This window comes from Pseudarthrobacter arbutini (assembly GCF_054510915.1).
On record NZ_JBTNDQ010000004.1, the window covers coordinates 66,890 to 92,041 of the forward strand.

A 25,152-nucleotide genomic window follows, 5' to 3' on the forward strand; every position below is an offset into this window, starting at 1 on the left:
TGGCTGCTACCGGAGACCCGGCAGCGAGCTTTCAAGCTGGACCCGGCAATTGGAGAGCGCCTGGTCGGTGAGGGCCTCGCGTGAGCAAGTCTGGAAGTCCTGGACCTGGCGGAAAAACAGCGCCGTGGCCAGGATGACCAGCAGCATGATCAGCGATACCACCAGCCCCGAGATGGTGCCGAACAGGACCAGCTTGGACTCCTTGAGCCGAGCCGACCGGACCAGCAGGAGGATACCCAGCACAAAGCTCGCCGCGGTCAAGATGCCGGTGAGCCAGAGGTAGCTGACATCGAGCTGGTAGACGAAGAAGGCGCCCAGCACGGTGACAATGAAGATCCGGAACAGGTTGCGGGTTTTGGCGAGCGAGCCTTTGGCGGCCTCGCTGAGCGGCTGTTTGGTCCGTTGCTGGCCAGCCGGTTCCGGGGTGTTGTTCATGTTTTCCAGCCTACGCGAGCGTGCCCATAAGCTAGACCCATGCGCATCGTAGTCCTCGTTTCCGGTACCGGGTCCAATCTCCAGTCAGTCATCGACGCCGTCAAGGCAGGGGAGCTGGACGTGGAAATCGCCGCGGTGGGTGCCGACCGGGAGGGGACCTACGGCGTCGAACGCTCCTCGGAAGCCGGGCTGGAGACGTTTGTGGTCAACTTCAACTCCTTCCCCACCCGCGACGAATGGGATGCCGCACTGACCGCCCGCGTGGCGTCCTACGCCCCGGACGTGGTGGTCTCCTCCGGCTTCATGCGTATCGTCAGCGCCGACTTCATCGCAGCCTTCCACGGCAAGTACCTCAACACCCACCCGGCCCTGCTGCCTGCGTTCCCCGGCGCCCACGGCGTCCGCGATGCCATGGCCTACGGCGTGAAGGTCACCGGCTGCACGGTGCACTGGGCCGACGCCGGGGTGGACACCGGGCCCATCATCGCCCAGGAAGCCGTCACGATTGAACCGGGCGACACCGAGGAATCGCTGCACGAACGCATCAAGGTGGTGGAGCGCCGCCTCCTGGTCAACACCCTGGCAGAACTGGCCCTCGCCGCCGTCTGATTTTCGGGCGACGCCGGCGGCTACTCGAGGCGGCGCTGCTTGGTTTCGGGGGAGAAGAACGCCATCCACAGGACGGCCACCAGCACCAGCCCGCCGGCCAGGGCGAAGGACGTGGCCAGGCCGAGCTCGGGCCAGAAGTAGTTCGCAAATATCAGGGGCCCAAAACCAGCCCCCAGCCGGGAGAATGTTGACGCCCAGCCGAAACCCGTGCCGCGGAGCTCGGTGGGGTACAGCTCTGACACATAGGCGTAGAGCACCGGGATCGCTATCTGCACCACAAAGCCGAATACCAGCAGCCAGAACACCGCCGCCGTGGGGATGTCCACCACAATCGCCACGATCACCAGGGTCAGCGCGGACAGCGGGCCGGTGATGGCCAGGATCCATTTGCGGCCCACACGCTCCACCAGCAGCGCGGCCACAACAACACCCAAGAGCCCAACCGCGGCCATGGACGCCGTGGTCACAAACGCCTTGTACTCGGCGAAGCCCGCGCCGATCAGGATCCGCGGCATCCACGTCAGGGACAGGTAGTAGACCAGCAGGATGCTGAAAAACAGGGCCCAGGCCGTGGCCGTGATCTTCCAGTTGAACTGCCACACCAGCCGCAGCTGGTGCCAGGCGCTGCCGGCGGAGAGCCGCGGAACTTCCTGCGCGTCGGGCAGGCTGTAGGCACGGGGTTCGGCGCCCGTTGCCGCCACGAGGTCGTCGATGACCTTGGCAGCTTCCTCGCGGCGGCCCTTGCGGATGAGGAACAGCGGCGACTCCGGAACGCTGCGCCGGACCCAGAACACCAGGAGCGCAGGCAGCACCATCACCAGCATGGTCAGCCGCCAGTCGCCGAACACCGCCACGAGGCCGGCGGACACAAAACCGGCAAGGGCCGCGCCCACCGGCCACCAGCCGTCCATCGCGGTGAGGACCTTCCCGCGCTGCTTGCGTGGTGTGAACTCACCCACCAGCGCGTAGTCCACCGGAATGCAGCCGCCCAGACCGAAGCCGGCCATAAAGCGGAACACGCAGAACCAGATGAAGTCGGGGGAGAAGGCGCCCAGGACCGTGAAGAGCGAGAAGATCAGCAGCGTGGCCGTAAACGCCTTCTTCCGCCCGATCGTATCCGCGATGGTGCCCCACACAAACGCGCCCAGGGCCATGCCGATCAGGTTGGACGTACCCACCCAGGCCACTTCGCCGGGAGCCAGGGCCCAATGCGTCGAGAGCAGCGGGATGAGGATGCCGTTAAGCGTCACGTCCCAGGCATCGAACATAAAGCCGAGGCCGCCGATCACGAAGATCCTGCCCTGGACTTTCCAACGCCAGGGCAGTTCCTGGACCACCTGTTCGCCGCTGGGCACAGTGGTGTAAGTATTCATCGCAGCCTCCTGTGAAAACTCTAACCGTGCCCACTGACGTTCACACTGCCGCCGGCAAGCGGGGCAAACCGCACAACACGATAAACTGGGCCCATCCCCACCAACCGCGGCACTGTTCCGCGAGATCAGACGGAGACTTTTTGTGAGCGTCACGCAGCCTGACCGTGTATCCATCGACCGTGTTCCCATCCGCCGGGCGCTGATCTCGGTCTACGACAAGACCGGTCTGGAGGATCTCGCCAAGGGCCTGCACGCAGCCGGCGTGAAGATCGTCTCCACCGGTTCCACGGCCAAGAAGATCGCCGCGGCCGGTATCCCGGTCCAGGAAGTCGAAGAAGTCACCGGGTCTCCGGAAATGCTGGACGGCCGCGTCAAGACGCTGCACCCGCGCGTCCATGGCGGCATCCTGGCGGACCGCCGCGTCCCCGCGCACATGGAAACCCTCGCCGGCATGGAAATTGAAACCTTCGACCTGGTGGTGGTGAACCTCTACCCGTTCGTTGAGACCGTGAAGTCCGGCGCCGCGCAGGACGATGTCGTTGAGCAGATCGACATCGGCGGCCCCGCCATGGTCCGTTCGGCAGCGAAGAACCACGCCGCCGTCGCCATTGTTGTTGACCCCGCGTTCTACGGCTCCGTGGTTACCGCCGCCGCTGAGGGCGGCTTTGACCTGAAGACCCGACGGCGGCTGGCCGCCAAGGCGTTCGCCCACACCGCGTCCTACGACAACGCCGTGGCCACCTGGACTGCCAGCCAGTTCCTGGATGAAGACGGCGACGGCGTCATCGACTGGCCTGCCTACGCCGGCCTGTCGCTGGAGCGCTCCGAGGTTCTCCGCTACGGCGAAAACCCGCACCAGCAGGCTGCGCTCTACGTAGACAAGGCAGCCCCGGCCGGCATCGCGCAGGCCGACCAGCTGCACGGCAAGGCCATGAGCTACAACAACTTTGTCGACGCCGACGCCGCCCTCCGCGCCGCGTTCGACTTCGCCGAGCCCGCCGTCGCCATCATCAAGCACGCCAACCCGTGCGGTGTCGCCGTTGGTTCCGCTGATGTTGCAGACCCGATCGCCGACGCCCACGCCAAGGCCCACGCCTGCGACCCCGTTTCGGCGTTCGGCGGCGTCATCGCTGCCAACCGGACGGTCACCGCAGCCATGGCCGAGACCGTTGCCGGCATCTTCACCGAGGTTGTCATCGCCCCGGACTTCGAGCCGGCAGCCGTGGAGATCCTCGCCAAGAAGAAGAACATCCGCCTGCTGGCCCTGCCCGAAGGCTATGGCCGCTACCCGGCCGAAATGCGCCAGGTTTCCGGCGGTGTCCTGGTCCAGATGAGTGACAAGGTGGACGCCGACGGCGACAACCCCGCCAACTGGACCCTCGCCGCGGGCGAAGCCGCTGACGAACAGACGCTCGCGGACCTCGCCTTCGCCTGGACTGCCTGCCGTGCCGCCAAATCCAACGCCATCCTGATCGCCGATCACGGCGCAGCCGTGGGCATCGGCATGGGCCAGGTCAACCGGCTGGACTCCTGCCGCCTGGCCGTCGAGCGTGCCAACACGCTGGGCGTTTCGGTGGAGTCCGACGTCGAAGGTGCTGGCGGTGCGGCTGGTCCGTCGACAGCAGAGGCGAGCGTTGCACCCGAGCGCGCCCGCGGCGCCGTTGCAGCCTCCGACGCGTTCTTCCCGTTCGCTGACGGCCTGCAGATCCTGATCGACGCCGGCGTCCGCGCCGTGGTCCAGCCCGGCGGTTCCGTCCGGGATGAGGAAGTCGTCGCCGCGGCCAACGCGGCCGGCATCACCATGTACTTTACGGGTGCCCGCCACTTCTTCCACTAGGCGGTTAAACGTCGACGGCGCCTGTCCCCAACTGAGGGGACAGGCGCCGTCGGGCCTTAACGGGCAGCTAGGAAGGACGTGGTGCCGGGTCCGCGCCCCGCTGCATGAGGCACGGACCCCCTTCCGGAAGCCGAAGCTCCCGGGGCTTTGCAGCGGCCATTCGCTGTTTGGTCCAGTACTCGCGGATCTCCTCGCGGGGCTGGCCCGATTTGATGTGGCTGACGGATCCGTTCCCGGATGCCTCGTCAGGCGAGGTTTTCCTAGGCTGCTGCGGCACTGTCGTAGGCCGCTTTGATGACGCTGCCCCAGTACGGGCCGTACATCACGGGTTTCGGGCTGTAGCCGTAACTGTTGATGGAGTTCTGGAAGCCGTCGGAGCCGCTGCCGATGAACCACGGGCCGCCTGAAGAGCCGCCCGTCATGTCGCACGGGATGCCCTGGGTATTGAACTGCGAGTTGTTGGTGTCTTTGGTGGCCGTGCCGGTGCAGCTCCAGAGCCGTTCGCCGCTGAAGGGCTTGGCGGCGGGGTAGCCGTAGGCGGTGTACTGCAGGCCGCGGTCTTCATTGAATGCCACGCCTGAGCCGCCGACGACATCCTCCAGCAGTGCGCCGTCTTGCCTCGGGTCCATCACGGCAAAGCCGGTGTCGTAGGTGATGTCCCCACCCGTGCTCCACTGGGTGGGCGTGAAGTACTCGTCGGCGGTCCACGCACCGTAGGGCGCCACCCCGTCCTTGTACTTAGGGACAAAAACGAAGTTGGTGGCGAACGTGCCGGGACCCTCGTTGAGGCAGTGTCCGGCCGTGGCAACGGTGCTCTTGTTCGACGCCGACACGACGTTTCCGGAGCAGACGTAATTTTGGCCGCCGAGGGTGAAGAACACCTTGCCGATGTGGGCTACAGGGCCTGCAGGCTGAGAGAGTGAGGGCTTGCCCGTGGTGCCCGCCACCTTGGTTTTAGGCCCCTTCAGCACGCTCGCCGCGCTGGAAGAGTTGCCGCGCTCCAGCGCCTTGCTTGCGAGGACATCGCCGGGAATCGCCGCGCGCATGCGGTCTGATGTCCAGTAGTCTGCCGCGCCGGTGCTGTCCGCCGCTGCGCGGGCAACCGAAGGTACTGCCTTATCGTCCGACGCCGATGGTGCAGCGTTGGCGCCCCCGGCGCCAACCAGCGCGATTATGGCAGCTGCCGAAAGGCTCAGGAAGCTGGCAGCCAGGGAGCTGGTTCGCGTCATTGTTGTCCTGTCTAAAACGGGTGTGAGGGGGTCCGGGACGGCCCGCCGCGTGACTCCTCGAACCTATCGACGTATGACAAATTTGTAAATAGTAGTGACGCCTCGGGTATGGTCCCGGGCAGGCGTTCATGATCGCTCGCTGGTGCGCCGCTCTGGCAAAAACGGCCGCCGAAGGGTACTTTTCTCTATACAGTTACACGTCCGATCTGGGCTCCGGACTCTATGCGAATTGGGGTCCCGTCGTGATTGCTTTCAGGAAGTCCGCCAAAAGGTCCGCCGTCATCGGCCGGCATGTTACAGCCGAAGGGAGCGCCCAGGGCGCTTCGCCGGAAATTGAGGCATACGCCGCAGCCCTTCAGTTGCGCGACGTTGATCCGGTCCACTCGTTCACGGCAACGGAGGAATTGCGCCGCCAGGACCCCAAGTACGTGCAGCTGTGGCCCAGTGACATACCCCACAAGAGGCGCTGACCGGATCCTCACCTGCGACGGTGGCTCCCGGAGGTAGAGCGCGACGGCGGCTGTCCGCCCGAAGTGCGCACCGCCGTCGGGCGTTCTCCCATGCCCCAATCCGCTGTAATGCAGGGCCGTCCGGCCGCCCCGGTACGGTTCAAAGCCGTGTCCTCAGGTAAGTTAGGTGGTGGTGAAATAGAACAAAATTTCCAAAAAATCAGCCGACCTCCAGGGAGACGCCCGCGCATGTCCAAGATTATCTATACCCACACCGACGAAGCGCCGATGCTGGCTACTTATTCGTTCTTGCCGATCATCGAGGCGTTTGCTTCGACCGCAGGTGTGGAGGTGGAGACCCGTGACATTTCGCTCGCAGGCCGCATCATCTCCGTGTTCGGTGACTACCTCACCCCGGAACAGCAGATCGGCGATGCCCTTGCTGAACTGGGTGAGCTGGCAAAGACGCCGGACGCCAACATCATCAAACTGCCCAACATCAGCGCTTCCATCCCGCAGCTGAAGGCCGCCGTCGCCGAGCTCCAGGGCCAGGGCTACAACCTGCCGGATTACCCGGACAACCCCTCCTCGGACGAGGAAACGGCCGTCCGCTCCCGCTACGACAAGATCAAGGGCTCCGCTGTGAACCCGGTCCTGCGCGAGGGAAACTCGGACCGCCGTGCACCGCTGTCCGTCAAGAACTACGCCCGCCAGAACCCGCACTCCATGGGTGCCTGGTCCGCGGATTCCAAGACCAACGTTGCGCACATGACGGCTGACGACTTCCGCGCGAACGAGAAGTCCGTGGTTATCGAGTCCGACGGCACCATCGCCCTCCAGCTGGTCCGCGAAGACGGCTCGGTCAAGGTCCTGAAGAAGGCCTTCCCGGTGCTGGCCGGCGAGGTCATCGACGGCACTGTTATGCGCGCCGCGGCGCTGGACGAGTTCCTGGCAGCCCAGGTAGTCCGCGCCAAGGAAGAGGGCGTCCTGTTCTCAGCGCACCTGAAGGCCACCATGATGAAGGTCTCGGACCCCATCATCTTCGGCCACGTGGTGAAGGCCTACTTCTCCGAACTGTTCGAGACCTATGGCAAGCAGCTCACGGCCGCCGGGCTGAGCCCCAACAACGGCCTTGCCGCCATCCTGAGCGGCCTCGAGGAGCTTCCGGAGGACGTCCGTGCAGGCGTGAAGGCGCTCATCCAGAGGGGCCTCGACGACGGCCCGGCCCTGGCCATGGTGGACTCTGACAAGGGCATCACCAGCCTCAACGTGCCCTCCGACATCATCGTGGACGCTTCCATGCCCGCCATGATCCGCTCCTCCGGCCACATGTGGGGCCCGGACGGCCAGGAAGCCGACACCCTGGCGGTCCTCCCGGACAGCTCCTACGCCGGCATCTACCAGGTTGTTCTCGACGACTGCCGCGCCCACGGCGCCTTCGACCCCACCACCATGGGCACCGTCCCGAACGTAGGCCTGATGGCCCAGGCCGCCGAGGAATATGGTAGCCACGACAAGACGTTCGAGATCCAGGAAGCCGGCACCGTGCAGATCGTGGACGGTTCCGGCGCTGTGCTGATCGAACACGAGGTCGCCCCGGGTGACATCTGGCGCGCCTGCCAGACCAAGGATGCCCCCATCCGCGACTGGGTCAAGCTGGCCGTCACCCGCGCCCGCGCCTCCAAGACGCCCGCAGTGTTCTGGCTGGACGAGACCCGCGCGCACGACACTAACCTCATCGCCAAGGTCAACGAATACCTCAAGGACCACGACACCGAGGGCCTGCAGATCGAGATCATGTCCCCGGTGAAGGCAACTGCCTTCACCCTGGAGCGCATCCGCAAGGGCGAGGACACCATCTCCGTCTCCGGCAACGTGCTCCGCGACTACCTCACGGACCTGTTCCCCATCCTGGAACTGGGCACCAGCGCCAAGATGCTGTCGGTTGTTCCGTTGATGAACGGTGGCGGCCTCTTCGAGACCGGCGCCGGTGGATCTGCTCCCAAGCACGTCCAGCAGCTGCTCAAGGAAAACCACCTGCGCTGGGACAGCCTGGGTGAATTCCTGGCTCTGGCCGTCAGCTTCGAGCACCTGGCCACCACCACGAACAACGCCCGCGCGCAGGTCCTGGCAGACACCCTGGACAAAGCGACGGGAACTTTCCTGCTGGAAAACAAGTCCCCGAGCCGCCGCGCGGGCGAGCTGGACAACCGTGGCAGCCACTACTTCCTCGCCCGCTACTGGGCTGAGGAACTGGCCAAGCAGACCGAGGACGCGGAGCTGGCGGCATCGTTCGCGGCTGTGGCCAAGGAGCTTTCCTCCAACGAGGACACCATCGTCGGAGAACTTGCCGCGGTCCAGGGCTCAGCGGTGGACGTCGGCGGTTACTACCGGCCGGACGAGGCCAAAGCCTCGGCCGTGATGCGTCCGTCCGCCACGCTGAACAGGGTCATTGCGACCCTGAACTAAGCGGCACCGAACCTTAGAAGGCGGCGCCCACGGGACATGACACCGGGGCGCCGCCTCTTTCGTCTAGTCGACATCGCTTAGGCGACGGGAGCCGATGAAGCACAGATGGGTTAATAACCTCATATGCCGTCCGCCCGACCGCACTCAGTCGTCGTCCTTGCCTTTGCCTCTACTTCCCTTGTCGCCTGTGGGCGCGGGAGATACCGGCGCAGTGACCGCTTTCTGGGCCGCATCGGCGTCTGCCTGCTTTTGCGCAGCGGCCGCGTCCTCTGCGGCCTTCGCTGCTGCGGCGTCGGCTACGGCCTTCGCCGCCGTCAGGTCCGCCCGGACGGCAGTGGCGACCGTCGTGATGCTGCGCCGGCGTTCCTCGGAAACCTGCCCGGTCCCCGCAGCGGACGCGAGGTCGGCCTCGAGGCTATCCAAAGCTGCCAATCCGCCAGCGGGGTCATTATTTGCTGAGGCCTGGGTGACGCCGAGGACTCGTTCCTGGAGTTGGCGGGCGGCATCACGTTGAAGGCCGGTCTCAGCCGGACCGCACGCTGCCAGTGAACCGGCGACCAGAAATGCTGCTGCAGCTGTCAGGCATTTGGCCGTGGCCGAACGCCCGCGGTGCTTCGGTGCAGGGCTCATGGTTCCACGCTCTCCTGTAGTTCCTTGAGGTGGTCGCCCAAGGTGCCGGTGACGGCGGGGTAAGGAACGACGTCGGGCGTTGGCTGAGGTGCCAGGCCCAAGGTCAGCGCCGCCGCGGCTGCTCCAGCGGCGAGCCCGCCCAGTGCGGTGACCGTCCAGAACCGCCTTCCGGTGTGGCGGAGACGAGACAAGTCCGGGACCCAGCGCCGCGCGTCAGGACCGCGGGTGATGTCCAGTTGGCCCTTGCTGGGCCGGACTACAGGCAGATCTGATTCCGCGGTGATGGCGATGGACGGCGGCCTGAACGGCATGGCCGGGAGTACACGGGTTGTCTCCGGCGCGAGCTCGCCCGGTGCGGACACGGGTGACACCAAGGCCTGACGCAGAACGGATTCAACATCGGACGCGACGGGACGTTCCAGCGGTTCGATGGCAGTCATTGAACGGATCAGATCAGCCCACTCCGCCGGAAGGTCAGCGGGGATCTCGGGTGCCCGGTGCAACCTGGCCACTGCGGATTCCACGGCGCTGCCAGGGAACTCAACGGTCTGTTTGACGCATTCCAGCAGTACCAGACCCAGCGAGTAGATATCAGTGGCGGGCGACAGGGGAGAACCCATGGCCTGCTCCGGACTGAGATATGCGGCCGTCCCCACCATGGTTCCCGTGGCGGTCAGCCGGGCTGAATCCGCCATCCTGGCGATGCCAAAATCCGTGAGTTTGGGTCGTAAAGGTTCGCCCGGACGGATCTGCACCAGCAGGATGTTCCCGGGCTTGATGTCGCGGTGGATGATGCCCAGGCTGTGCACGTAGGCCAGCGCGTCAGCTACGCCTGCCCCGATGACTGCAAGCTCGTCCAAGGGAACTGCACTGTGCCTGATCCGGCTGCGGAGGTCCTGGCCCTCGACGAGCTCCATTGTCAGGAACGGCCGAGGTTCGTCCAGGACACGGGTATCGATGCCTGCATCGAACAGCGTGACCAGGCTGGGATGGTTGAGCGTTGCCAGCAGTTGGATTTCGGCTTCCTGGCGCCTGAGCTCATTGGCATCCGGTGCCTGCGGGGCAAAGAGCTTCAGGGCGACATCCCTGCCCAGGTTTTCGTCCCGGGCGCGGTAGACGGATGACATGCCGCCGCGGCCGACTATGTCCGCCAGCCGATAGCGTCCGCCGAGCATTTCATTCTTAATTGAGCTAGGCGAATCCGCCACCATGACCAGTTCCTCCCGGTGCGCTGCGGCACTATTCCTGCTCAATAATACCGGCCGGTAGGGCATCCTTTGAGCCGTCTGCCGGCACGCCGGCGGCCCGGCTAAGAAGTGATTGGGATTTTCTCAGCCGGACCTCCGGTCACAAGGACAAGTGCTGGTAGTTGAGCTCTCTGGTGGCCACCTCCTATCTGAAAAGTTGGCTAGGCCGCGAACGGCGGAGCCGGTGCATTGACGGTCTTAGCCGTCGCAGTCCGTTGAGTGCGGAGTCCGCTAGGCCTTCCGGCGCCGCTTGAGCATCAGCAGTCCGGCAAGCAGCAGGATGACGGCGAGAGGGATCAGCGAAGCATCCATGCCCGTCTTGGCCAGGGTGGCGGTGCCGCCCTGAGCTGAGGTGTTGCCCAAGGTGTTTGCTGCGGAAGATACCGAGCCGGTGGTCGTGCCGGCGGGAACAACAGTGATACCGGTCGTGCCAGCTCCCGTGGTGCCGGTAGTTCCGGTTCCCGGATCGGTCGCTCCGGTTCCTGGGTCAGTGGTGCCGGTAGTTCCGGTACCTGGATCCGTGGTATCCGTGTCACCCGTCGTTCCGGTTCCCGGGTCCGTTGTGTCCGTACCGGGCATTTCCGTACCGGGGGTTTCAGTACCTGGGGTTCCACAGCCATCGGTGCCGCCGCCGACGATGACGCATGCATCAATAGCAACATTCGCGCCGTCAAGAACGCCGGACGTGCCCAGGCCGAGGTTGATGTCGGCCGCTGCGGCGACCGCGGTGGTGCTGTCAGCGCCGCTGCCGTTGGTGTTGCCGAGGAGGTTGTCTCCGAGGTTGACGTCGACGATTGCGGCTACGTCAGCGGTGGTGCCACTGTCGTTTGTACCGCCGAGGATGCCATCACCGAGGCCGAGGTTGATGTCGGCCGCTGCGGCGACCGCGGTGGTGCTGTCAGCGCCGCTGCCGTTGGTGCCGTTGCCCAGCCCGATTGCGACGTCGGCTGCAATGTCGGCGGTGGTTCCGTTGCCGGTGGTGCCGGTCACGGTGCCGCTGCCCAGGCCGATCGCGAGGTCGGCTGCAACGTCGGCGGTGGTTCCGTTACCGGTGGTGCCGTCGAGGACGTTGTTTCCGAGGCCGAGGCCGAGGTTGATGTCGGCTGCTGCCGCAACGTCGGCGGTGGTTCCGCTTCCGTCGGTGCCGCCGAGACCGAGGTTGACGTCGACCACAGCGGCGACGTCAGCAGTGTCCGACTGCGTTGAGCCACCCAGCAGGCCCAACGACGTCGTATCTGCGGACGTCGCCGCTGAGACCAGTGCGGAGGCCGTGAGGTCCGGTCCGCTGGTTGTGTCCGCGGCGCTTGCCGCGCTGGCGCCGAAGGCCAGTAGCCCGCCGGCAAAGAGGGTGCAGAGCAGCCCCCTGCGAAGGTTGCAATTCATGATGATGTCTCCTGAGAAGTTGATGTGTGGCGCTGTTCAGCGCCTGGAGGCCGTGTTCTGCCCATGAAAAGGGCAGAAGGGCTCAACTAGTCAGGTGAGGAACCGGGGTCGAATGACACCGGTGAAGGGGCATGCTCGTGTGATCCGCTGATGGGGAAGGCTCCCGAAAGCGGCAGGTTGAAACCGAACTCGTCCAGCCAGGCAGCAGAACCTGAGGCGCCGGAGGGCGGAGCGCCGCTGCCGGCCCCCGAAGCAGGTCCTGCCGGGGCCGGAGCCGGTGGCGTGGAAGGGCCGGTGGTCCAGGGGCTTTCTGCCGGGACTGCAAGCAAGTTGTTGGAAGTGCCGGGGGAGTTTGTGGTGGCATCAACAGCGACGTGCCCTGAAGCGCGGGCGTCCGTGACAGTCGAGATCGCGCCGGCAGTCTCTTCAAGCGGCAGCAGCCCGGGAAGCTTGACCGGTGCGGACGGAACGGTCGCATCTACCAGATCCACTACGGGCTTCAGAATAGGCTCAAGAACCGGTGCGGCATCGGTGAGTGGAGGGGCGACTGTCTCAACCAGGTCATCTGCAGCGGTATCCACCACTGCGGCAATCGGGACAGCCCCGGCCGTGACGGTCCCCGCCGGAACCGCGCTCTTCACCACAGGGACGGCGGCGATCAGTTGATCAGCCGTGCCTGCCACCCTGCCTACTACGGGCTGCACGAGTCCGTTGGGAGAAGGAGCCGGGGACGCGGCCTCAAGATTGGGAGAGGCAGCACCAGACAACGGTGCCGCCAGGGACGAAACCGATGAAGAGAGGCCACCCAGAAGGGATCCTGAATCTCTCGAAGAGTCTGCTGTTGCGGCTGAAGCAGAAAGTGTCAGCCAAGTGGCAGTCACTGCACCTGCGAGGAGAAGCGGCCGGAGCGCACGCCACGGCGAACGGAATTTAGCCATGCGTACCACCCCCAGCATCGTTGAGACCTACGATTTCATCAGCGTAAGACTCTCGCGTGCAGGAAGTCTAGGGAAACTGAAAATAAATCCAGCAAGCTTAGTAATTTGTCACTCAGTCATCGATAACCGAAAGATGACTGTCAAACATGTTTACAAAAAAGTCATAGGCCAAAACGATCAATGGGCATCGTTCGGGTAGCTAACGCCCAGTTGCCCGCGCACTCCGTCAAAGAGCCGCATGGTTTTGATGGAATCCTCCAGCGGCATGACCGGGCTCTCGGTCAGACCCTGTTGGATGCACCGGGTCACCTCGCGCAGTTCGTAGGTATAGCCGATGCCGACGACGTCGAACGCCTCCATACGCAGGCCCTCCCGTCCGACGCCGATCACCAACTCCCGCGGATTGTTGATGGAACCGACACTCTGGAGGTAGCCCAGGCTGCCGGCCACCGTGGCAGTCCGCGGACCGTACGCCAAGAGCGAGGACGTCAGCTGGGCCTGGGCACCATGGTTATAGCCGAGCGTCAACGCATTCTGGGCGTCCACGCCGTCGTCATTAATGAAGCCGGTGGCACTGACGGTCTGCGGGAACCCCAGCGTTCCTACTGCCCACAGCAGGGGGTAGACCGAGATGTCCAGGAGGGCGCCGCCACCGTCCTGCCTGGCCCACAACCTGGACGTCGGGGAATAGGGCGCGGGAAAACCAAGGTCAGCGGTCACCCAGTGCACGTCCCCGAGCTCCCCGGACGCGGCAATCTCGAACGCCCGCTGCATGCCCGGGAGGAAGCGGGACCACACGGCCTCCATGAGGAAGAGCTTCCGCTCCCGGGCAAGCGCGACGAGCTCGCTCGCTTCCCTGCCGTTGATGGTGAACGCCTTTTCGCACAGCACGTGCTTGCCCGCATTGAGCGCAGCGAGCACAATCTGGTGGTGCTGGGCGTGCGGCGTAGCGACGTAGACAACGTCCACCGAGCCATCGGCGAGCAGCCGCTGGTAGCCGGGCACGCCGTCGTCGTCCCCGTAGGCCTTGGCGAAACCGTAGTCCGCCGCGAAACTCTCCGCAGTGCCCTGTGAACGGGAACTGACGGCATAAAGCTCGGCGTCTGGAAGCAGTGCCAGGTCCTGCGACACTGAGCGCGCGATCCCGCCGGTGGCTATGACGCCCCACCGCAGGCGTTTTCCGGTGGCAGACCGGGGATCCGGATCGGACTGGGTGGACAGCCACGGTGTGGCAATGGGCGCGCTCATGGTGCCCATCCTCTCATTCAGACCAGTGCGGGCGTCAGACCAAGGCGCGCGCCGGTTCTTCCGTCAGCCTGCCCTGCTGGAGCCTGAAGCGGCGGTCCGTCTTGTTGGCCAACGCCTTGTCGTGGGTGACCACGAGGATGGTGGTGTTGTGGTCACGGCTGAGCGAGCTGAGCAGTTCGATGATGTGATCGCCCGTCTGCTCATCAAGGTTGCCGGTGGGCTCGTCCGCGAGGATCAGCTTGGGTTCGTTGGCCAGCGCCCGGGCGATCGCCACGCGCTGCTGCTCGCCGCCAGACAGCCGGTTGATACGCCGCACCTGTTTCTCCGGGTCCAGCTGCACCTGCTCCAGAAGGTCCGTTGCCCGCTGCCGACGCTCTGTCCTGTGCACGCCCGCGAACTCCATGGGCAGCATGACGTTGTCCATCGCCGAAAGATTCGGGATCAGGTTGAACTGCTGGAAAACGAACCCGATATCCCGGCGCCGGTACTCGGTCAGCTTGCCGTCCGGCATCCCGGCCAGGCTCACGCCGTTGACGACGACGTCTCCGCTGGTGGGTTTGTCCAGCGCACCCAGGAGGGACAACAGTGTGCTCTTGCCGCTGCCGCTCTTGCCGACAATGGACGCCAGCGTGCCCTGGTCCAGAGCAAAACTGACGTCGTTGACCGGCTTGATGGTGCGGTCACCGGAGTTGAAAGTGCGGACCAGGTTCTTGACTTCAATCATGGCTATTCTCCTCGCAGGACTTCGATGGGACGGATGCGTGCCGTGAGCAGCGCCGGGACCAGCGCGCCGATGATGGCCACGCCGAACACCGCTGCGATGCCGGCGGCGATGACCCCGGGGGAGGCACTGGCGGTGACTGACGTCAGAAGCTGGGAAGCGCCGCCAAGAGGTCCGCCCTGGCCGCCAGGGAAGCCAGCGCCACCGCCCGGCATTCCGGCGCCGCCTGCAGCGCCGGCCATGGCGGCCCCGCGACCGGTGGTGGTGGCCGCCGTCGTGGTGGTGTTGGTGCTGATCAGCGCGGAAGCGATGCCGCCGCTGGCAAAGGAGGCGACGGCGGCGCCCACCGCGCTGCCCATGGCCACGAGGACCAGCGCCTCCAGCACGAACTGCAGGCCGATGGTGCGGTTGGGTGCTCCGATCGCCTTCACGACACCGATTTCTCGGCGGCGCTCGCGGACCAACATGACCATGATCAGCAGGATGATCAGCCCGGCGGTGCCCAAGGCTGCTACGAAGGCGATGAACGAGATGTTCTTGACGCTGCCGAGCGAGCTGACGGCGGACTCCAGGTTCTGCCCCTGCGTGACGTCGGCTTTGTCGGTGCCGAGGGCGGACTCAAGGGCGGTCTTGGCGGCCTCGAGATTTTCCATGCTGTCCACCGTGACAATCATCGAGGACAGCTCGCCCGGCAGTTCCGCGACGGTCTGCGCCGTCGGTTCCCGACCGCGGGGCACCTGTGTTCCTGGGCGAAGTTCTCCCCGGGCATCAACTCCTCCGCAGGCAAGACCAAGGGCAACGGCTCGACCGGACACGGTAACCGCTATCTCGCCCGGGTCCTGGGCGAGGCCGCCGTCGGGGCCAGCAAAACTCACACCTTTCTGGGCGAACGCCACCAGAGGCTCGCGCGGCGGCGGGGCAAGAAACGCGCCATCGTCGCCACCGGACGTTCCATCCTCGTGATCATCTGGCACCTGCTGGAGAACCCGGACGCACGGTTCAACGACCTCGGGCCCGATTACTTTAGCCGCCATACCAAACCAGAGACCAGCAAACGCAACCACATCCGCCAGCTCGAAGCCCTCGGCTACACCGTCACTCTCGCACCCGCAGCCTGACCCCTACCCGTCTTCATACCAACACCAACACCCGCCAGACCACGACGGGGTGCACCAGTGCGCACCGACCGCGGTCACGTCCCCTCCATTTTCGGACTAGTGAGAGAGCGTTGGGACGCGGAATGCCCCGGCTCCCTGTGGGGGAGCCGGGGCATTCTATGTAAACCGGTGGTGACCGGCGGACCGCGTTACTTAGACCGCGTTACTTGGTCAGCGGGCCCAGTACCGGATCGTCCACGTAGGCCGTCTTCACGTTGGCGGCGGTCACGATGACCGGCGGCAGCAGGAAGGCGGGTACGGTCTTCACCGTGTTGTTGTAGGACTTATCGTCGTTGACCTCAGGCGTCTTGCCTGCCTGGAGATCCTTGACCATCACGATCGCGTGCTCAACGAGCTTGCGGGTGTCCTTGTTGATGGTGGAGTACTGCTCGCCGGCAAGGATGGACTTGACCGATTCCTCCTCGGAGTCCTGGCCAGTGATGACGGGAAGCGGCTTGCCGGCGGCCTTGACGGAGGTGATGACTGCCCGGGCAAGCGTGTCGTTCGGCGAAAGGACACCGTCCAGCGACGCCGTGCCGTAGGAACCGGTCAAGAGGGTATCCATCCGGCGCTGGGCGTTCTCAGCCTTCCAATCCTGCGTGACGGCCTTTTCAAACGTCGTCTGGCCGGAGAGCACCTTCAGCGTGCCGTCATCGATCTTCGGCTTGAGGACCTTCATGGCGCCGTCGAAGAACACCTTCGCGTTGGCATCATCCGGTGAGCCTGCCAGCAGTTCAATGTTGTACGGGCCGGAAGGCTTCTTGGCCTTCATGCCGTCCAGGAGGGCCTGGCCCTGAAGCTCGCCCACCTTGAAGTTGTCGTAAGCCACGTAGTAGTCCACGTTTGCCGTGTTCAGCAGGAGCCGGTCGTAGGCGATGATGGTGGCGCCTGCGTCCTTGGCCTGCTGGAGCTGGGTCCCCAGCTGGGAGCCGTCGAGGGCACCCACAATGATCACCTTGGCACCCTTGGCGATCATGGCGCTGATCTGGTTCTGCTGCTCAGCCACACCGTTGTTGGCGAACTGGACAGTCGGCTTGAAACCGGCACTGTTGAGTCCGTCGTTGAACAGCTTCTCTGCCAGAACCCAGTTTTCGCTGGTCTTCTTGGGAAGCGCGACGCCGATGGCGGAGTCCTGTGCAAAGCCGCTGGCTCCACCGGTGGTGCTGGAGGTGCCGGGTTCGGCCCGTCCGCAGGCCGTCAGCGCCAGTGCTGCGATTGCAGCTATCGCTGCTGCCTTTCCTGCTTTACCAATCATTCGCATTTCTTGGTCCACTTTCTTTTTTGGGGTGTTGGTTCCGGAACCTGAATCGCTCAGGCTTCCCTGGAAATGACTTCTTTGGTGGAGGTGGTTTCATCCGGCTGCAGCGGTGTGCCTGGCCCGCCGGACGGACGGTTGAAGTTCTTCATCATCAGCCCGATGATCGATGCCCGGCCCTGCGACTTGTTGTAGACGTCGATGGCAACGGCCACCAGCAGCACCAGGCCCTTGATCATGGACTGCCAGTCGGCGCCGACGCTGAGTAGCTGCAGGCCGTTGTTCAGCACAGCCATGACCAGGCCTCCGACGATGGATCCGATGACGGTACCCACGCCGCCCGTCACGGCAGCGCCGCCGATGAAGACAGCAGCGATGGCGTCCAGCTCCCAGCCGGTACCGTCAGACGGTCCTGCAGAGGTTGAGCGGGCCACGAAGATCATTCCAGCGAGCCCGGCGATGATGGACATGTTCATCATGACCAGGAAGTTGATCTTCTTTGACTTCACACCGGACAGCTCGGCGGCGTGGCGGTTGCCGCCCACTGCGTAAACGTGGCGTCCCACCACCGTCTTGGAAGAGACGAAGCCGTAGATCAGAACCATCACGGCGAGGATCAGGCCTGGAATCGGGAAGGACGTGCCCGGGCGGCCGGTGGCAAACAGGTAGGTGGCGTAGAGAATCCCGCCGCAGATCAGGACAAGCCTGAGGACACTGACCCAGGTTTCCGAAACCTCCGCTCCGAGCGCCTTGGCCGTGCGGCGGCGCCGGACTTCGCTGTAGACAACGAACGCAACGGCGGCGAGTCCGAGGAGCAGCGTGAGGTTGTTGAATCCGGTGTTCGGTCCTATTTCGGGGAGGTAGCCGGCGCCGATGTACTGGAACTCCCGGGGGACCGGAATCGAGTTGGACTGGCCAACGAACTGTTGCGCCCCGCGGAAGATCAGCATGCCGGCCAGTGTCACGATGAACGCCGGAATGCCGACGTACGCCGTCCACCAGCCATGCCATGCTCCGATCAGGGCGCCCAGGCCCAGGCCGAGCAGGATTGCCAGGAACCAGGGGATGTCCCAGTCCCGCATGGCGATGGCCACCACCATGCCCACGAACGCCGCCACGGAGCCCACCGACAGGTCAATGTGGCCGGCGATGATGACCAGCACCATGCCGATGGCGAGGATGAGGATGTAGGAGTTGCCGTTGAAGAGGTTGATGACATTGCCCGGGGTGAGCGTGATGCCGCCTGTGAGCCACTGGAAGAGAACTATCAGAGCCACCAAGGCAAAGATCATGCCGAACTGGCGGGTGTCGCCACCGAAGAGTTTCTTGAGCGCGTTCATTGTTTTTTCAGTCCTTGTATCTGGAAGGTTCTGGAAGGCTGCAGTGGATCAAGCGGCTTTGCGGGCGGAGGTCATCAGCTTCATCAGGCTTTCCTGGCTGGCTTCCTCCTTATCGAGTACCCCAGTGATAGCGCCCTCGAAGATCGTGTAGATGCGGTCCGAGAGCCCCAGCAGTTCAGGGAGCTCGGAAGAAATCACTATGATTCCCTTTCCTTGGTTGGCGAGCTGCTGGATGATGCCGTAAATCTCGTACTTGGCGCCGACGTCGATACCTCGGGTGGGTTCGTCCAGGATCAGCAGTTCAGGATCGGTGAACATCCACTTGGCCAGGACCACCTTCTGCTGGTTGCCGCCGGAGAGCTTGGCAACCCCTTCCTCAACCGACGGGGCCTTGGTCCGCAGGGATTTCCGGTACTGTTCGGCGACCGTGAACTCCTTGTTGGTGTCCACCACGCTGCGCTTGCTGATTTTCTCGAGGTTGGCCGAGACCGTGGTGGTTTTGATGTCGTCGAGGAGGTTCAGTCCCAGCGACTTCCGGTCCTCCGTCACGTAGCCGAGGCCGGCGTAGATGGCCTGGTGGACACTCTTGAGTGTCATTTCCTTGCCGTCCACGTAGACCTGGCCCGACACGAAGTGGCCGTAGGACCGGCCGAAGACGGAGCGGGCCAGTTCGGTTCGGCCGGCACCCATAAGTCCGGCGAATCCCACGATTTCCCCGCGCCGCACAAAGAAGTTCGAGTTCTTGCAGACCAGGCGGTCCTGGATCTGTGGGTGGGCCACGGTCCAGTTCTTGACCTCGAAGAACACGTCGCCGATCTTGGGGGTGTGGTCGGGGAAGCGGGACTCCAGGGCCCGGCCCACCATTCCCTTGATGATGCGGTCCTCGTCGACGCCGTCGGCCTTGACATCGAGCGTTTCGATCGACTTGCCGTCCCGGATGATGGTGATGGAATCGGCGATCTGTTCGATCTCGTTGAGCTTGTGGGAAATGATGATCGAGGTGATGCCTTTGCCCTTGAGGCCGAGCATCAGGTCCAGGAGGTGCTGGGAATCGGATTCGTTCAGCGCAGCGGTTGGCTCGTCCAGAATGAGGATTCTGACCGCCTTGTTCAGCGCCTTGGCGATTTCCACCAACTGCTGCTTGCCGACGCCGATCTCCTTGATGGGAGTGTCCGGGTCTTCCCTGAGTCCCACCCGGGCCAGCAGCTCCGTGGACCGCTGCCGGGCCTCCGCCCAGTTGATGACGCCGCGTTTGGTCGGTTCGTTGCCCAGGAAGATGTTCTCCATGATGGACAGTTCCGGGATCAGGGCCAGCTCCTGGTGGATGATCACAATGCCGGCGTGCTCGCTGGCGCGGATGTCCTTGAACTGCTGGACCTCGGCCTGGTACACGATGTCGCCGTCGTAGCTGCCATACGGGTAAACCCCAGAGAGCACCTTCATCAGCGTGGACTTGCCAGCGCCGTTTTCGCCGCAGATTGCGTGGATCTCGCCGGCCTTGACCCGGAGGCTTACTTCCGCCAAAGCCTTGACGCCGGGAAATTCCTTGGTAATTGAGCGCATCTCCAGGATGACCGGGTCAGTGTGCGTGGTGTGGGACGTCATTTGTCCTTACGCCTCCAATGCATGACTTCTTTGTCCGCCCAGCAAAGCGCAGGGTCGTCTGATGAAAAAGTAAACTGGATCACACGGGTTGTCGTCAAGTCTTTAACGCAATTACCGGGATAACGAAATGGCTACGCACGCCGTATCCCGGCATGCTGGAACACCAGTGCGGCCGCTCCCAAAGCCTCTGCGCGGTCCCCAAGTGAGGACATCGTCAGTGTGGTGGTCTCGCCGATCACCGGCACTGCATGCCGGATAAGCCCCCGCCGAATGGGATCGAGCAGCAGGTCGCCCAGGCCCGCAAGGGGACCGCCCACCACGATGACTTCAGGGTTGATCAGGTTCGCTACGTTGCCCAGGGCGCGTCCAACTGCCAGGCCTGCATCGTCCACCACCCTGAGCGTGGCGGAGTCGCGCGCCAGGGCTTTGCGCACGATGTCCGCAGGTGTGAGGGGTGGGTCTTCCCCGCGGCCCAGCAGCTCCATCATGGTGGTGGTGGAGGCAATGGTTTCCAGGCAGCCACGGTTGCCGCAGCGGCACACGAGTCCGTGCTCGTGGATAGTTGCATGGCCGATTTCGCCGGTAATGCCAACGGTGCCGTAGTAGGGCGCGCCGTTGAGGATAAGGCCGGCGCCGATGCCCGATCCGATCTTGAGGAACATCAGGTTGCTCACGCCTGAATGCGGCCCCCACGTAACCTCGGACCAAGCGCCAAGATTGGCGTCGTTGTCAACGAATACAGGTATTTTGAGGGTTTCCTCCAGATGGTGAAGGATGTTGATTCCCACCCATTCCGGGAGGATGGCGCCCTGCGCCACGGTGCCGGTCCGGCGGTCGATGGGGCCGGGAATTCCGACGCCGGCGCCCACCACCAGGGTCCGGTCCACGCCGCTTTGCTCCAGCAGTTTGTCCAGTAGTCCGACGGCTGCCCGGATGCCTTCCTCGGCCTGGTGGCCCAGTGGCAGCAGGACGGATTCCTCGGCGATCACGTGGTAGCTCAAGGAGGCCAGGACCACGCGGAGATGCCGCCGCCCGAAGTCGATTCCCACGGCCACCGCGCCGTTGCTGTTGAGCCGCACGTTGAGTGCCCGGCGTCCGGAACTGGTGATCGGTTCGGTGGACGCCAGGCCCGCATCCTGCATGATTTTGACGATATTGGAGACCGTGGCGGTGGAGAGGCCGGTCTGGCGTGCAAGCTCGGCCTGGGTGGACGGACCGCTCATGAGGGTCTCGATGATCCGTTGCTGGTTCAGTTGCCGGAGGGCTGACTGGGATCCCGGATTTTTTGGTTTGCTCCTCGTCGAGCGCGGTGTGGCGGACATGAAAAGAAGATTGCCCTACTTTGACCATTGCAGTCAAGAAGTTAACGCAAGGAGTTTGCCGGATGAGACAAAATGATGGGACGATCCGTCCGTCCTGTGGCTTTGGCAGGTGCAATTGGCCCGGATGCCGTTCAGGGCCGGTGGCTAGGCTGGAAAAAGCGGACGCATACTTCCTGTGGCCGTCCCGATCATGTGAGGTGGAAACGGTGCTGCTGGCCCTGATGCAGGCAAACGCCCGCGTACTCGACGTTGACGCAAACTGCGCCGCCCTGGATGCGGCTGCCAAGGCGGCCGCCGCGAAAGGCGCAGCCGTCCTGGTGACCCCAGAACTCTTCCCCGTTGGATACGCCCCGCTGAGGCTCCGGGCGGAATTCGACCCCGCCGGGCTTCCCGCCATCAGGAAGACGCTCGCCGCCATCGCCCGCCGGCACGGGATCGCCCTGGTCTACAGCCTGCCGTCAGTGACGGAAGGGGGCAGCTGGCACATCACGTCCACGCTGGTGGACACCACCGGGGCAGAGCTTCTCAACTACGCCAAGGTGCACCTCTTTGGTGACGACGAACGCGCGGCGTTCAGACCCGCGGAGGCGGGTCCCGCCGTCGTGGATTTCAACGGGTTCCGGACCTCCATGGTGATCTGCTACGACGTGGAATTTCCCGAAACCGTCAGGGCCGCGGCGCTGGGCGGGGCGGAGTTGCTCCTGGTGCCCACCGCACTGGCGCACGGTTTCGACAGCGTTCCCCAGGTGCTGCTGCGGGCCCGCGCGCTGGAAAGCCAGCTGACCATCGCCTATGCCAACCACTCCGGAACCGAGGAGGGCTGCGAATTCCTCGGCGGCAGCGTCATTGCCGGGCCGGACGGTTCACTGCTGGCGACGGCGGGAGAGGGAGCCGGACTCCTGTACGCCGAGATGGATCCGGACGCCGCCCGGAAAGCCCGTGACGAGGTGCCCTATCTGCGCGAACGCCGGCCGGAGCTTTACCGGACCTGGGGCGTTTGAGCCGTCCCGTCTTCCAGGCCGTCCACGTACTGCAGGGCAATCCACAGTTCAGCACGCACCTGGGCGGAACCAAGGTCCATGGCAAGCAACTCAGCCAGGGCATTGATCTGGCGCCGCACGCTGTTCCGGTGCATCCCCAGGGCTTTGGCAGTGGCATCCCAGTTGCCGTTTTCGCCCAGCCATGACTTCAGGACACTGAGCTGGGAGCTGCGGCGGTCAGGCTCCTGCGCCAGGACCGGTTCCAACAGCCGGGTGGCAAGCATGGTGCCAGCGCTGCGGCCCAACAGCCCAGCGACTGACCACGTGACGTCATCCACGCGCACACTTTGTCCGCTTGCCTGGACGCGGGACCGCAGCGACGCCGCGCGCTGGTACGCTCCCGCCAGTCCCGCCAGTTCGGTGGCATCCCCGATGACCAGGCGCCAGCCGAGCTTCTCGACTTCGCTTACCAGGGCATCATCAACCTTCAGCCGGGTGACGGCAGCGAACCCGTAATCCGTGATCTCCACGAGTTTGGTGTCGAACAGCCGCCGCCACTGCAGCAGCTCCCGGACGGGACTGTCGCCCGCCGGCCATGTGCCCTGCTCCGCCTTGATACCCTGCACCACGCGAAGCGGTGCCGAACGGGTGGAGGAGGTGCTTTGGGCCAGCAGGTCCCTGAGCCCGTTGATGTGCCGCGTTCCGCCGCTGGCCAGGCTGTCCGGATGCAGCAGCAGCGCTGTGGCCAGCTGGCTCGGCGCGAGGGATCCGCTGGTCCGCTGCCGGACCAGCAGTTCCAGCAGCCCGACGGCGGATGAGACCACGCTGTTCTGCGAGGGCGTCAGCGGCTGGTCCGTCCCGAGAATCAAAGCGCCGAGGTTGGCGTCCCGCGTGCTGCGCAGTGGATGCCCGAACACCAGGACAGATCCGGGAATGTCGAACGAATCCATTTCCACCCGGGGGCCGCTGCCGCCGAGCAGCCGGTCGAGAATCTGCTGCAGGGCGGGAAGTTCGACGCCGGTGCCCGCCCGGGCGCGGACCCGTCCGTCCGCGCCGACCAGCACTGCCCACACGGGAACCCGCTGGGCCAGGGCGGCCAGGAGTTCATGCTCGGGACGGGCGGAGAGGACTGCGCGCATCAGCTGCCGGTTGATGTCCGCCAGCTGCCTGAAGACTTTGGCGTTATCCGATTCGAGCAGCTGCGAAAATTCCAGCCCGATGGCAGCGAACGGCACAGTGCCTGGCACCTCAACCAGCGTCAGGTTATGCCGGATGCAGGCCTTCACCAGTGCCTCCGGCACTGCGTCGAAGTAGGGTTCCAGCCCGAAGCCCAGGGCCCCCACACCGGCTCCCACCAGACGCCGCACGTACGCGTCAACCCGGGCCTGGTTGCTTGCCTCGCCCACAAACGGCAGCCCCGCCGTGAGGAGGAACTCGCCGTCGAGCAGGTACGGCGTGGGGTCCTCCAGCTCGCTGGGCTCTACCCAGCGCAGCAGGCCGGAACCGTTGCCGCCGTCGTGCAGGATCGTCAACTCCGGCGGCAACTTTTCCAGGAACTGCTCCAACGTGACAGCGCTGATCGGCTCGGCGCCGGTCCCTCTTCCCGTTACGGCTCTGGTGCCCGCTCCCGCGGCAGCTTCAGGCGACATGCGTCACGCTGACTTCGGGATCCTGGTAGTCGGGGCACTCGTAGGCCCTGGGCAGCCGCGGCGCTATCCGGTTGATGATTTCGTCGCCGTGGCTGCCGATGGCCGAGCCCCACTCGTCCGCGCTCGCCGCACCGGTGTCCGGATCGCCGAACAGCACGGCCGTGTCGCCGACGGAAACTCCGCAGGCTTCCGGGCCGAGGTCCACCATGAACTGGTCCATGCACACCTTGCCGATCACGGGCACCCGTCTGCCGCCCAGTTGGACAATGCTGCGCCCTGAGATGCCTTTCGGGATGCCGTCCGCATATCCGAGGGGGATCAGCCCCAGATACCTTGCCTCGTGGGTGATGGCCTGGTGTTCGTAGCTCACGCCGGTGCCGGCCGGAACCTTCTTCACGAGCACAACGGGAGCCGTGACAGTCAGGGCCGGGCGCAGCCCGAAATCCGCGGGGTCAAGATGGTCGGCGGGCGCCAGGCCATAAATGGCCAGCCCGGCCCGCACCATGTCGAAGGCAAACTCAGGGCGGTCCAGGATGTTGGCAGAGCTGGACACATGCCTCAGCTCCGGTTCCAGGCCGCCTTCCCTGGCCTGCCGTACGGCTTCCCCGAAGGCGTCCACCGCTGCGCGGTTCCCGGGGTGGGCCGGTACGTCGGCCCAGGCCAGGTGGGTCCAGATACCCCGGACAGTGAGGGTCCCCTCGAGCTCGGCGTTGCGTGCAGCGGCCACAAGGTTAGGCCAGTCTTCCGTGCGTGCGCCGCCGCGGCTCAACCCGCTGTCCAGCTCAAGGTGGACCGCGGCCGGCCTTCCGAGCGTGCGGGCGATGCCGGCCACTACGTCGAGTTGGGCGGGGCTGCCCAAGGACATGTCGACGTCGTTTTCCACAGCTTCGCGAATGATCTCGCTGGACGCTGTGGCGAGGTACAGCCAGGACAGCACTGGCGCCGTGATGCCGGCGCGGCGTAGCGCAAGAGCCTCGGTGAGCTGTGCCGTTCCGAGCCAGTCGGCGCCGGCAGCGAGGGCAGCCTCTGCCACCTCGACAAGCCCGTGGCCATAGGCATTGCCTTTCACCACCGCCATGAAATGCGGCGCGGGAGTGCGTGCCCGGAGGGCGCGGACATTATCGGAAATCGCGGCCAGATCAACGCTGACCCGGCCGGAAAGCGCTACCGAAGGCGTGCTGTTCTGTTGTGCATTACGTCTCATGCCAGAACACTATAGGTCATTTTGCACAATCGTGAGAGGTGGCTCACACGCCTAAGCTGGGCGAGGGGAAAT

21 protein-coding genes and 1 pseudogene are annotated in these 25,152 nt (G+C 64.6%); 6 read left to right on the top strand and 16 right to left on the bottom strand.

The genetic code is table 11. The features are described from left to right. Nucleotides 1–6: 6 nt before the first annotated feature. Nucleotides 7–435 carry a hypothetical protein gene (locus tag ACX80V_RS05980; protein WP_485842389.1) on the bottom strand — a complete coding sequence of 143 codons (429 nt, stop codon included), beginning with the start codon at nucleotides 433–435 and terminating at the stop codon, nucleotides 7–9. Nucleotides 436–474: 39 nt separating this feature from the next. Here ACX80V_RS05980 and purN point away from each other — a divergent pair, with 39 nt between their 5' ends. After that, entirely contained in the window at nucleotides 475–1,044 is a 570-nt protein-coding gene (gene purN / locus ACX80V_RS05985; protein ID WP_485842390.1) for a phosphoribosylglycinamide formyltransferase, read from the top strand. Nucleotides 1,045–1,064: 20 nt separating this feature from the next. On the opposite strand, the gene ACX80V_RS05990 is transcribed toward purN, so the two are convergent. Then, the gene (locus ACX80V_RS05990; RefSeq protein ID WP_058929716.1) at nucleotides 1,065–2,417 is read right to left on the bottom strand and encodes an MFS transporter; all 1,353 of its coding nucleotides are present in this window, start codon (nucleotides 2,415–2,417) and stop codon (nucleotides 1,065–1,067) included. A 142-nt stretch (nucleotides 2,418–2,559) separates the two neighbouring features. Here ACX80V_RS05990 and purH point away from each other — a divergent pair, with 142 nt between their 5' ends. Beyond that, entirely contained in the window at nucleotides 2,560–4,254 is a 1,695-nt protein-coding gene (purH, locus tag ACX80V_RS05995) for a bifunctional phosphoribosylaminoimidazolecarboxamide formyltransferase/IMP cyclohydrolase (protein ID WP_485842391.1), read from the top strand. A 260-nt stretch (nucleotides 4,255–4,514) separates the two neighbouring features. Here purH and ACX80V_RS06000 read toward each other — a convergent pair whose 3' ends face one another. After that, nucleotides 4,515–5,483 carry a trypsin-like serine peptidase gene (locus tag ACX80V_RS06000; protein WP_485842392.1) on the bottom strand — a complete coding sequence of 323 codons (969 nt, stop codon included), beginning with the start codon at nucleotides 5,481–5,483 and terminating at the stop codon, nucleotides 4,515–4,517. 242 nt (nucleotides 5,484–5,725) lie between these two features. Between ACX80V_RS06000 and ACX80V_RS06005 the strand changes: the two genes are divergently transcribed. After that, on the top strand, nucleotides 5,726–5,953 hold the full coding sequence (locus ACX80V_RS06005; protein ID WP_485842393.1) for a hypothetical protein: 228 nt from the start codon (nucleotides 5,726–5,728) through the stop codon (nucleotides 5,951–5,953). Between the two features lie 228 nt (nucleotides 5,954–6,181). After that, nucleotides 6,182–8,401, top strand: coding sequence for an NADP-dependent isocitrate dehydrogenase (locus ACX80V_RS06010; RefSeq protein WP_485842394.1), 2,220 nt, complete (start codon nucleotides 6,182–6,184; stop codon nucleotides 8,399–8,401). Between the two features lie 144 nt (nucleotides 8,402–8,545). On the opposite strand, the gene ACX80V_RS06015 is transcribed toward ACX80V_RS06010, so the two are convergent. The 7 genes and pseudogenes from ACX80V_RS06015 to ACX80V_RS06045 all read right to left on the bottom strand — a co-directional run. After that, complete coding sequence (locus tag ACX80V_RS06015) at nucleotides 8,546–9,031, bottom strand: hypothetical protein (RefSeq protein ID WP_485842395.1); 486 nt, start codon at nucleotides 9,029–9,031, stop codon at nucleotides 8,546–8,548. After that, complete coding sequence (locus ACX80V_RS06020; protein ID WP_485842504.1) at nucleotides 9,028–10,242, bottom strand: serine/threonine-protein kinase; 1,215 nt, start codon at nucleotides 10,240–10,242, stop codon at nucleotides 9,028–9,030. Before ACX80V_RS06020 ends, ACX80V_RS06015 begins: the two co-directional genes overlap by 4 nt. Nucleotides 10,243–10,509: 267 nt before the next feature. Continuing rightward, nucleotides 10,510–11,661, bottom strand: a complete 1,152-nt coding sequence (locus ACX80V_RS06025) for an LPXTG cell wall anchor domain-containing protein (protein ID WP_485842396.1) — start codon at nucleotides 11,659–11,661, stop codon at nucleotides 10,510–10,512. 86 nt (nucleotides 11,662–11,747) lie between these two features. Continuing rightward, nucleotides 11,748–12,365, bottom strand: coding sequence for a hypothetical protein (locus ACX80V_RS06030; protein ID WP_485842397.1), 618 nt, complete (start codon nucleotides 12,363–12,365; stop codon nucleotides 11,748–11,750). A gap of 411 nt (nucleotides 12,366–12,776) precedes the next feature. Then, nucleotides 12,777–13,847, bottom strand: coding sequence for a Gfo/Idh/MocA family protein (locus ACX80V_RS06035; protein ID WP_485842398.1), 1,071 nt, complete (start codon nucleotides 13,845–13,847; stop codon nucleotides 12,777–12,779). Nucleotides 13,848–13,881: 34 nt separating this feature from the next. Then, nucleotides 13,882–14,571, bottom strand: coding sequence for an ABC transporter ATP-binding protein (locus tag ACX80V_RS06040; protein ID WP_485842399.1), 690 nt, complete (start codon nucleotides 14,569–14,571; stop codon nucleotides 13,882–13,884). 2 nt (nucleotides 14,572–14,573) lie between these two features. Beyond that, a pseudogene (locus tag ACX80V_RS06045) lies at nucleotides 14,574–15,287 on the bottom strand (ABC transporter permease); the annotation flags it as partial. A gap of 240 nt (nucleotides 15,288–15,527) precedes the next feature. Between ACX80V_RS06045 and ACX80V_RS06050 the strand changes: the two are divergent. Next, nucleotides 15,528–15,686, top strand: coding sequence for a hypothetical protein (locus tag ACX80V_RS06050; RefSeq protein ID WP_485842400.1), 159 nt, complete (start codon nucleotides 15,528–15,530; stop codon nucleotides 15,684–15,686). Between the two features lie 202 nt (nucleotides 15,687–15,888). Here ACX80V_RS06050 and ACX80V_RS06055 read toward each other — a convergent pair whose 3' ends face one another. The 4 genes from ACX80V_RS06055 to ACX80V_RS06070 form a co-directional block, all read right to left on the bottom strand. Beyond that, complete coding sequence (locus tag ACX80V_RS06055) at nucleotides 15,889–16,986, bottom strand: substrate-binding domain-containing protein (protein WP_058929702.1); 1,098 nt, start codon at nucleotides 16,984–16,986, stop codon at nucleotides 15,889–15,891. 50 nt (nucleotides 16,987–17,036) lie between these two features. After that, entirely contained in the window at nucleotides 17,037–18,320 is a 1,284-nt protein-coding gene (gene mmsB / locus ACX80V_RS06060; RefSeq protein ID WP_058929701.1) for a multiple monosaccharide ABC transporter permease, read from the bottom strand. Nucleotides 18,321–18,368: 48 nt separating this feature from the next. Next, complete coding sequence (gene mmsA, locus ACX80V_RS06065) at nucleotides 18,369–19,925, bottom strand: multiple monosaccharide ABC transporter ATP-binding protein (RefSeq protein WP_485842401.1); 1,557 nt, start codon at nucleotides 19,923–19,925, stop codon at nucleotides 18,369–18,371. 131 nt (nucleotides 19,926–20,056) lie between these two features. Further along, nucleotides 20,057–21,247 (bottom strand): ROK family transcriptional regulator, encoded by a 1,191-nt coding sequence (locus ACX80V_RS06070; protein ID WP_058929699.1) that lies wholly within the window; start codon nucleotides 21,245–21,247, stop codon nucleotides 20,057–20,059. Nucleotides 21,248–21,468: 221 nt separating this feature from the next. On the opposite strand from ACX80V_RS06070, the gene ACX80V_RS06075 reads away from it, so the two are divergent. Further along, nucleotides 21,469–22,248, top strand: coding sequence for a carbon-nitrogen hydrolase family protein (locus ACX80V_RS06075; RefSeq protein ID WP_485842505.1), 780 nt, complete (start codon nucleotides 21,469–21,471; stop codon nucleotides 22,246–22,248). Here ACX80V_RS06075 and ACX80V_RS06080 read toward each other — a convergent pair. Beyond that, a complete protein-coding gene (locus ACX80V_RS06080; RefSeq protein ID WP_485842402.1) occupies nucleotides 22,227–23,876 on the bottom strand; it encodes a PucR family transcriptional regulator in 1,650 nt (549 codons plus the stop codon). The two genes, ACX80V_RS06075 and ACX80V_RS06080, sit on opposite strands and share 22 nt — an antisense overlap. Next, a complete protein-coding gene (gene alr, locus ACX80V_RS06085; RefSeq protein ID WP_485842403.1) occupies nucleotides 23,866–25,080 on the bottom strand; it encodes an alanine racemase in 1,215 nt (404 codons plus the stop codon). The genes ACX80V_RS06080 and alr overlap by 11 nt, the downstream gene beginning before the upstream one ends. Nucleotides 25,081–25,152: the final 72 nt, after the last annotated feature.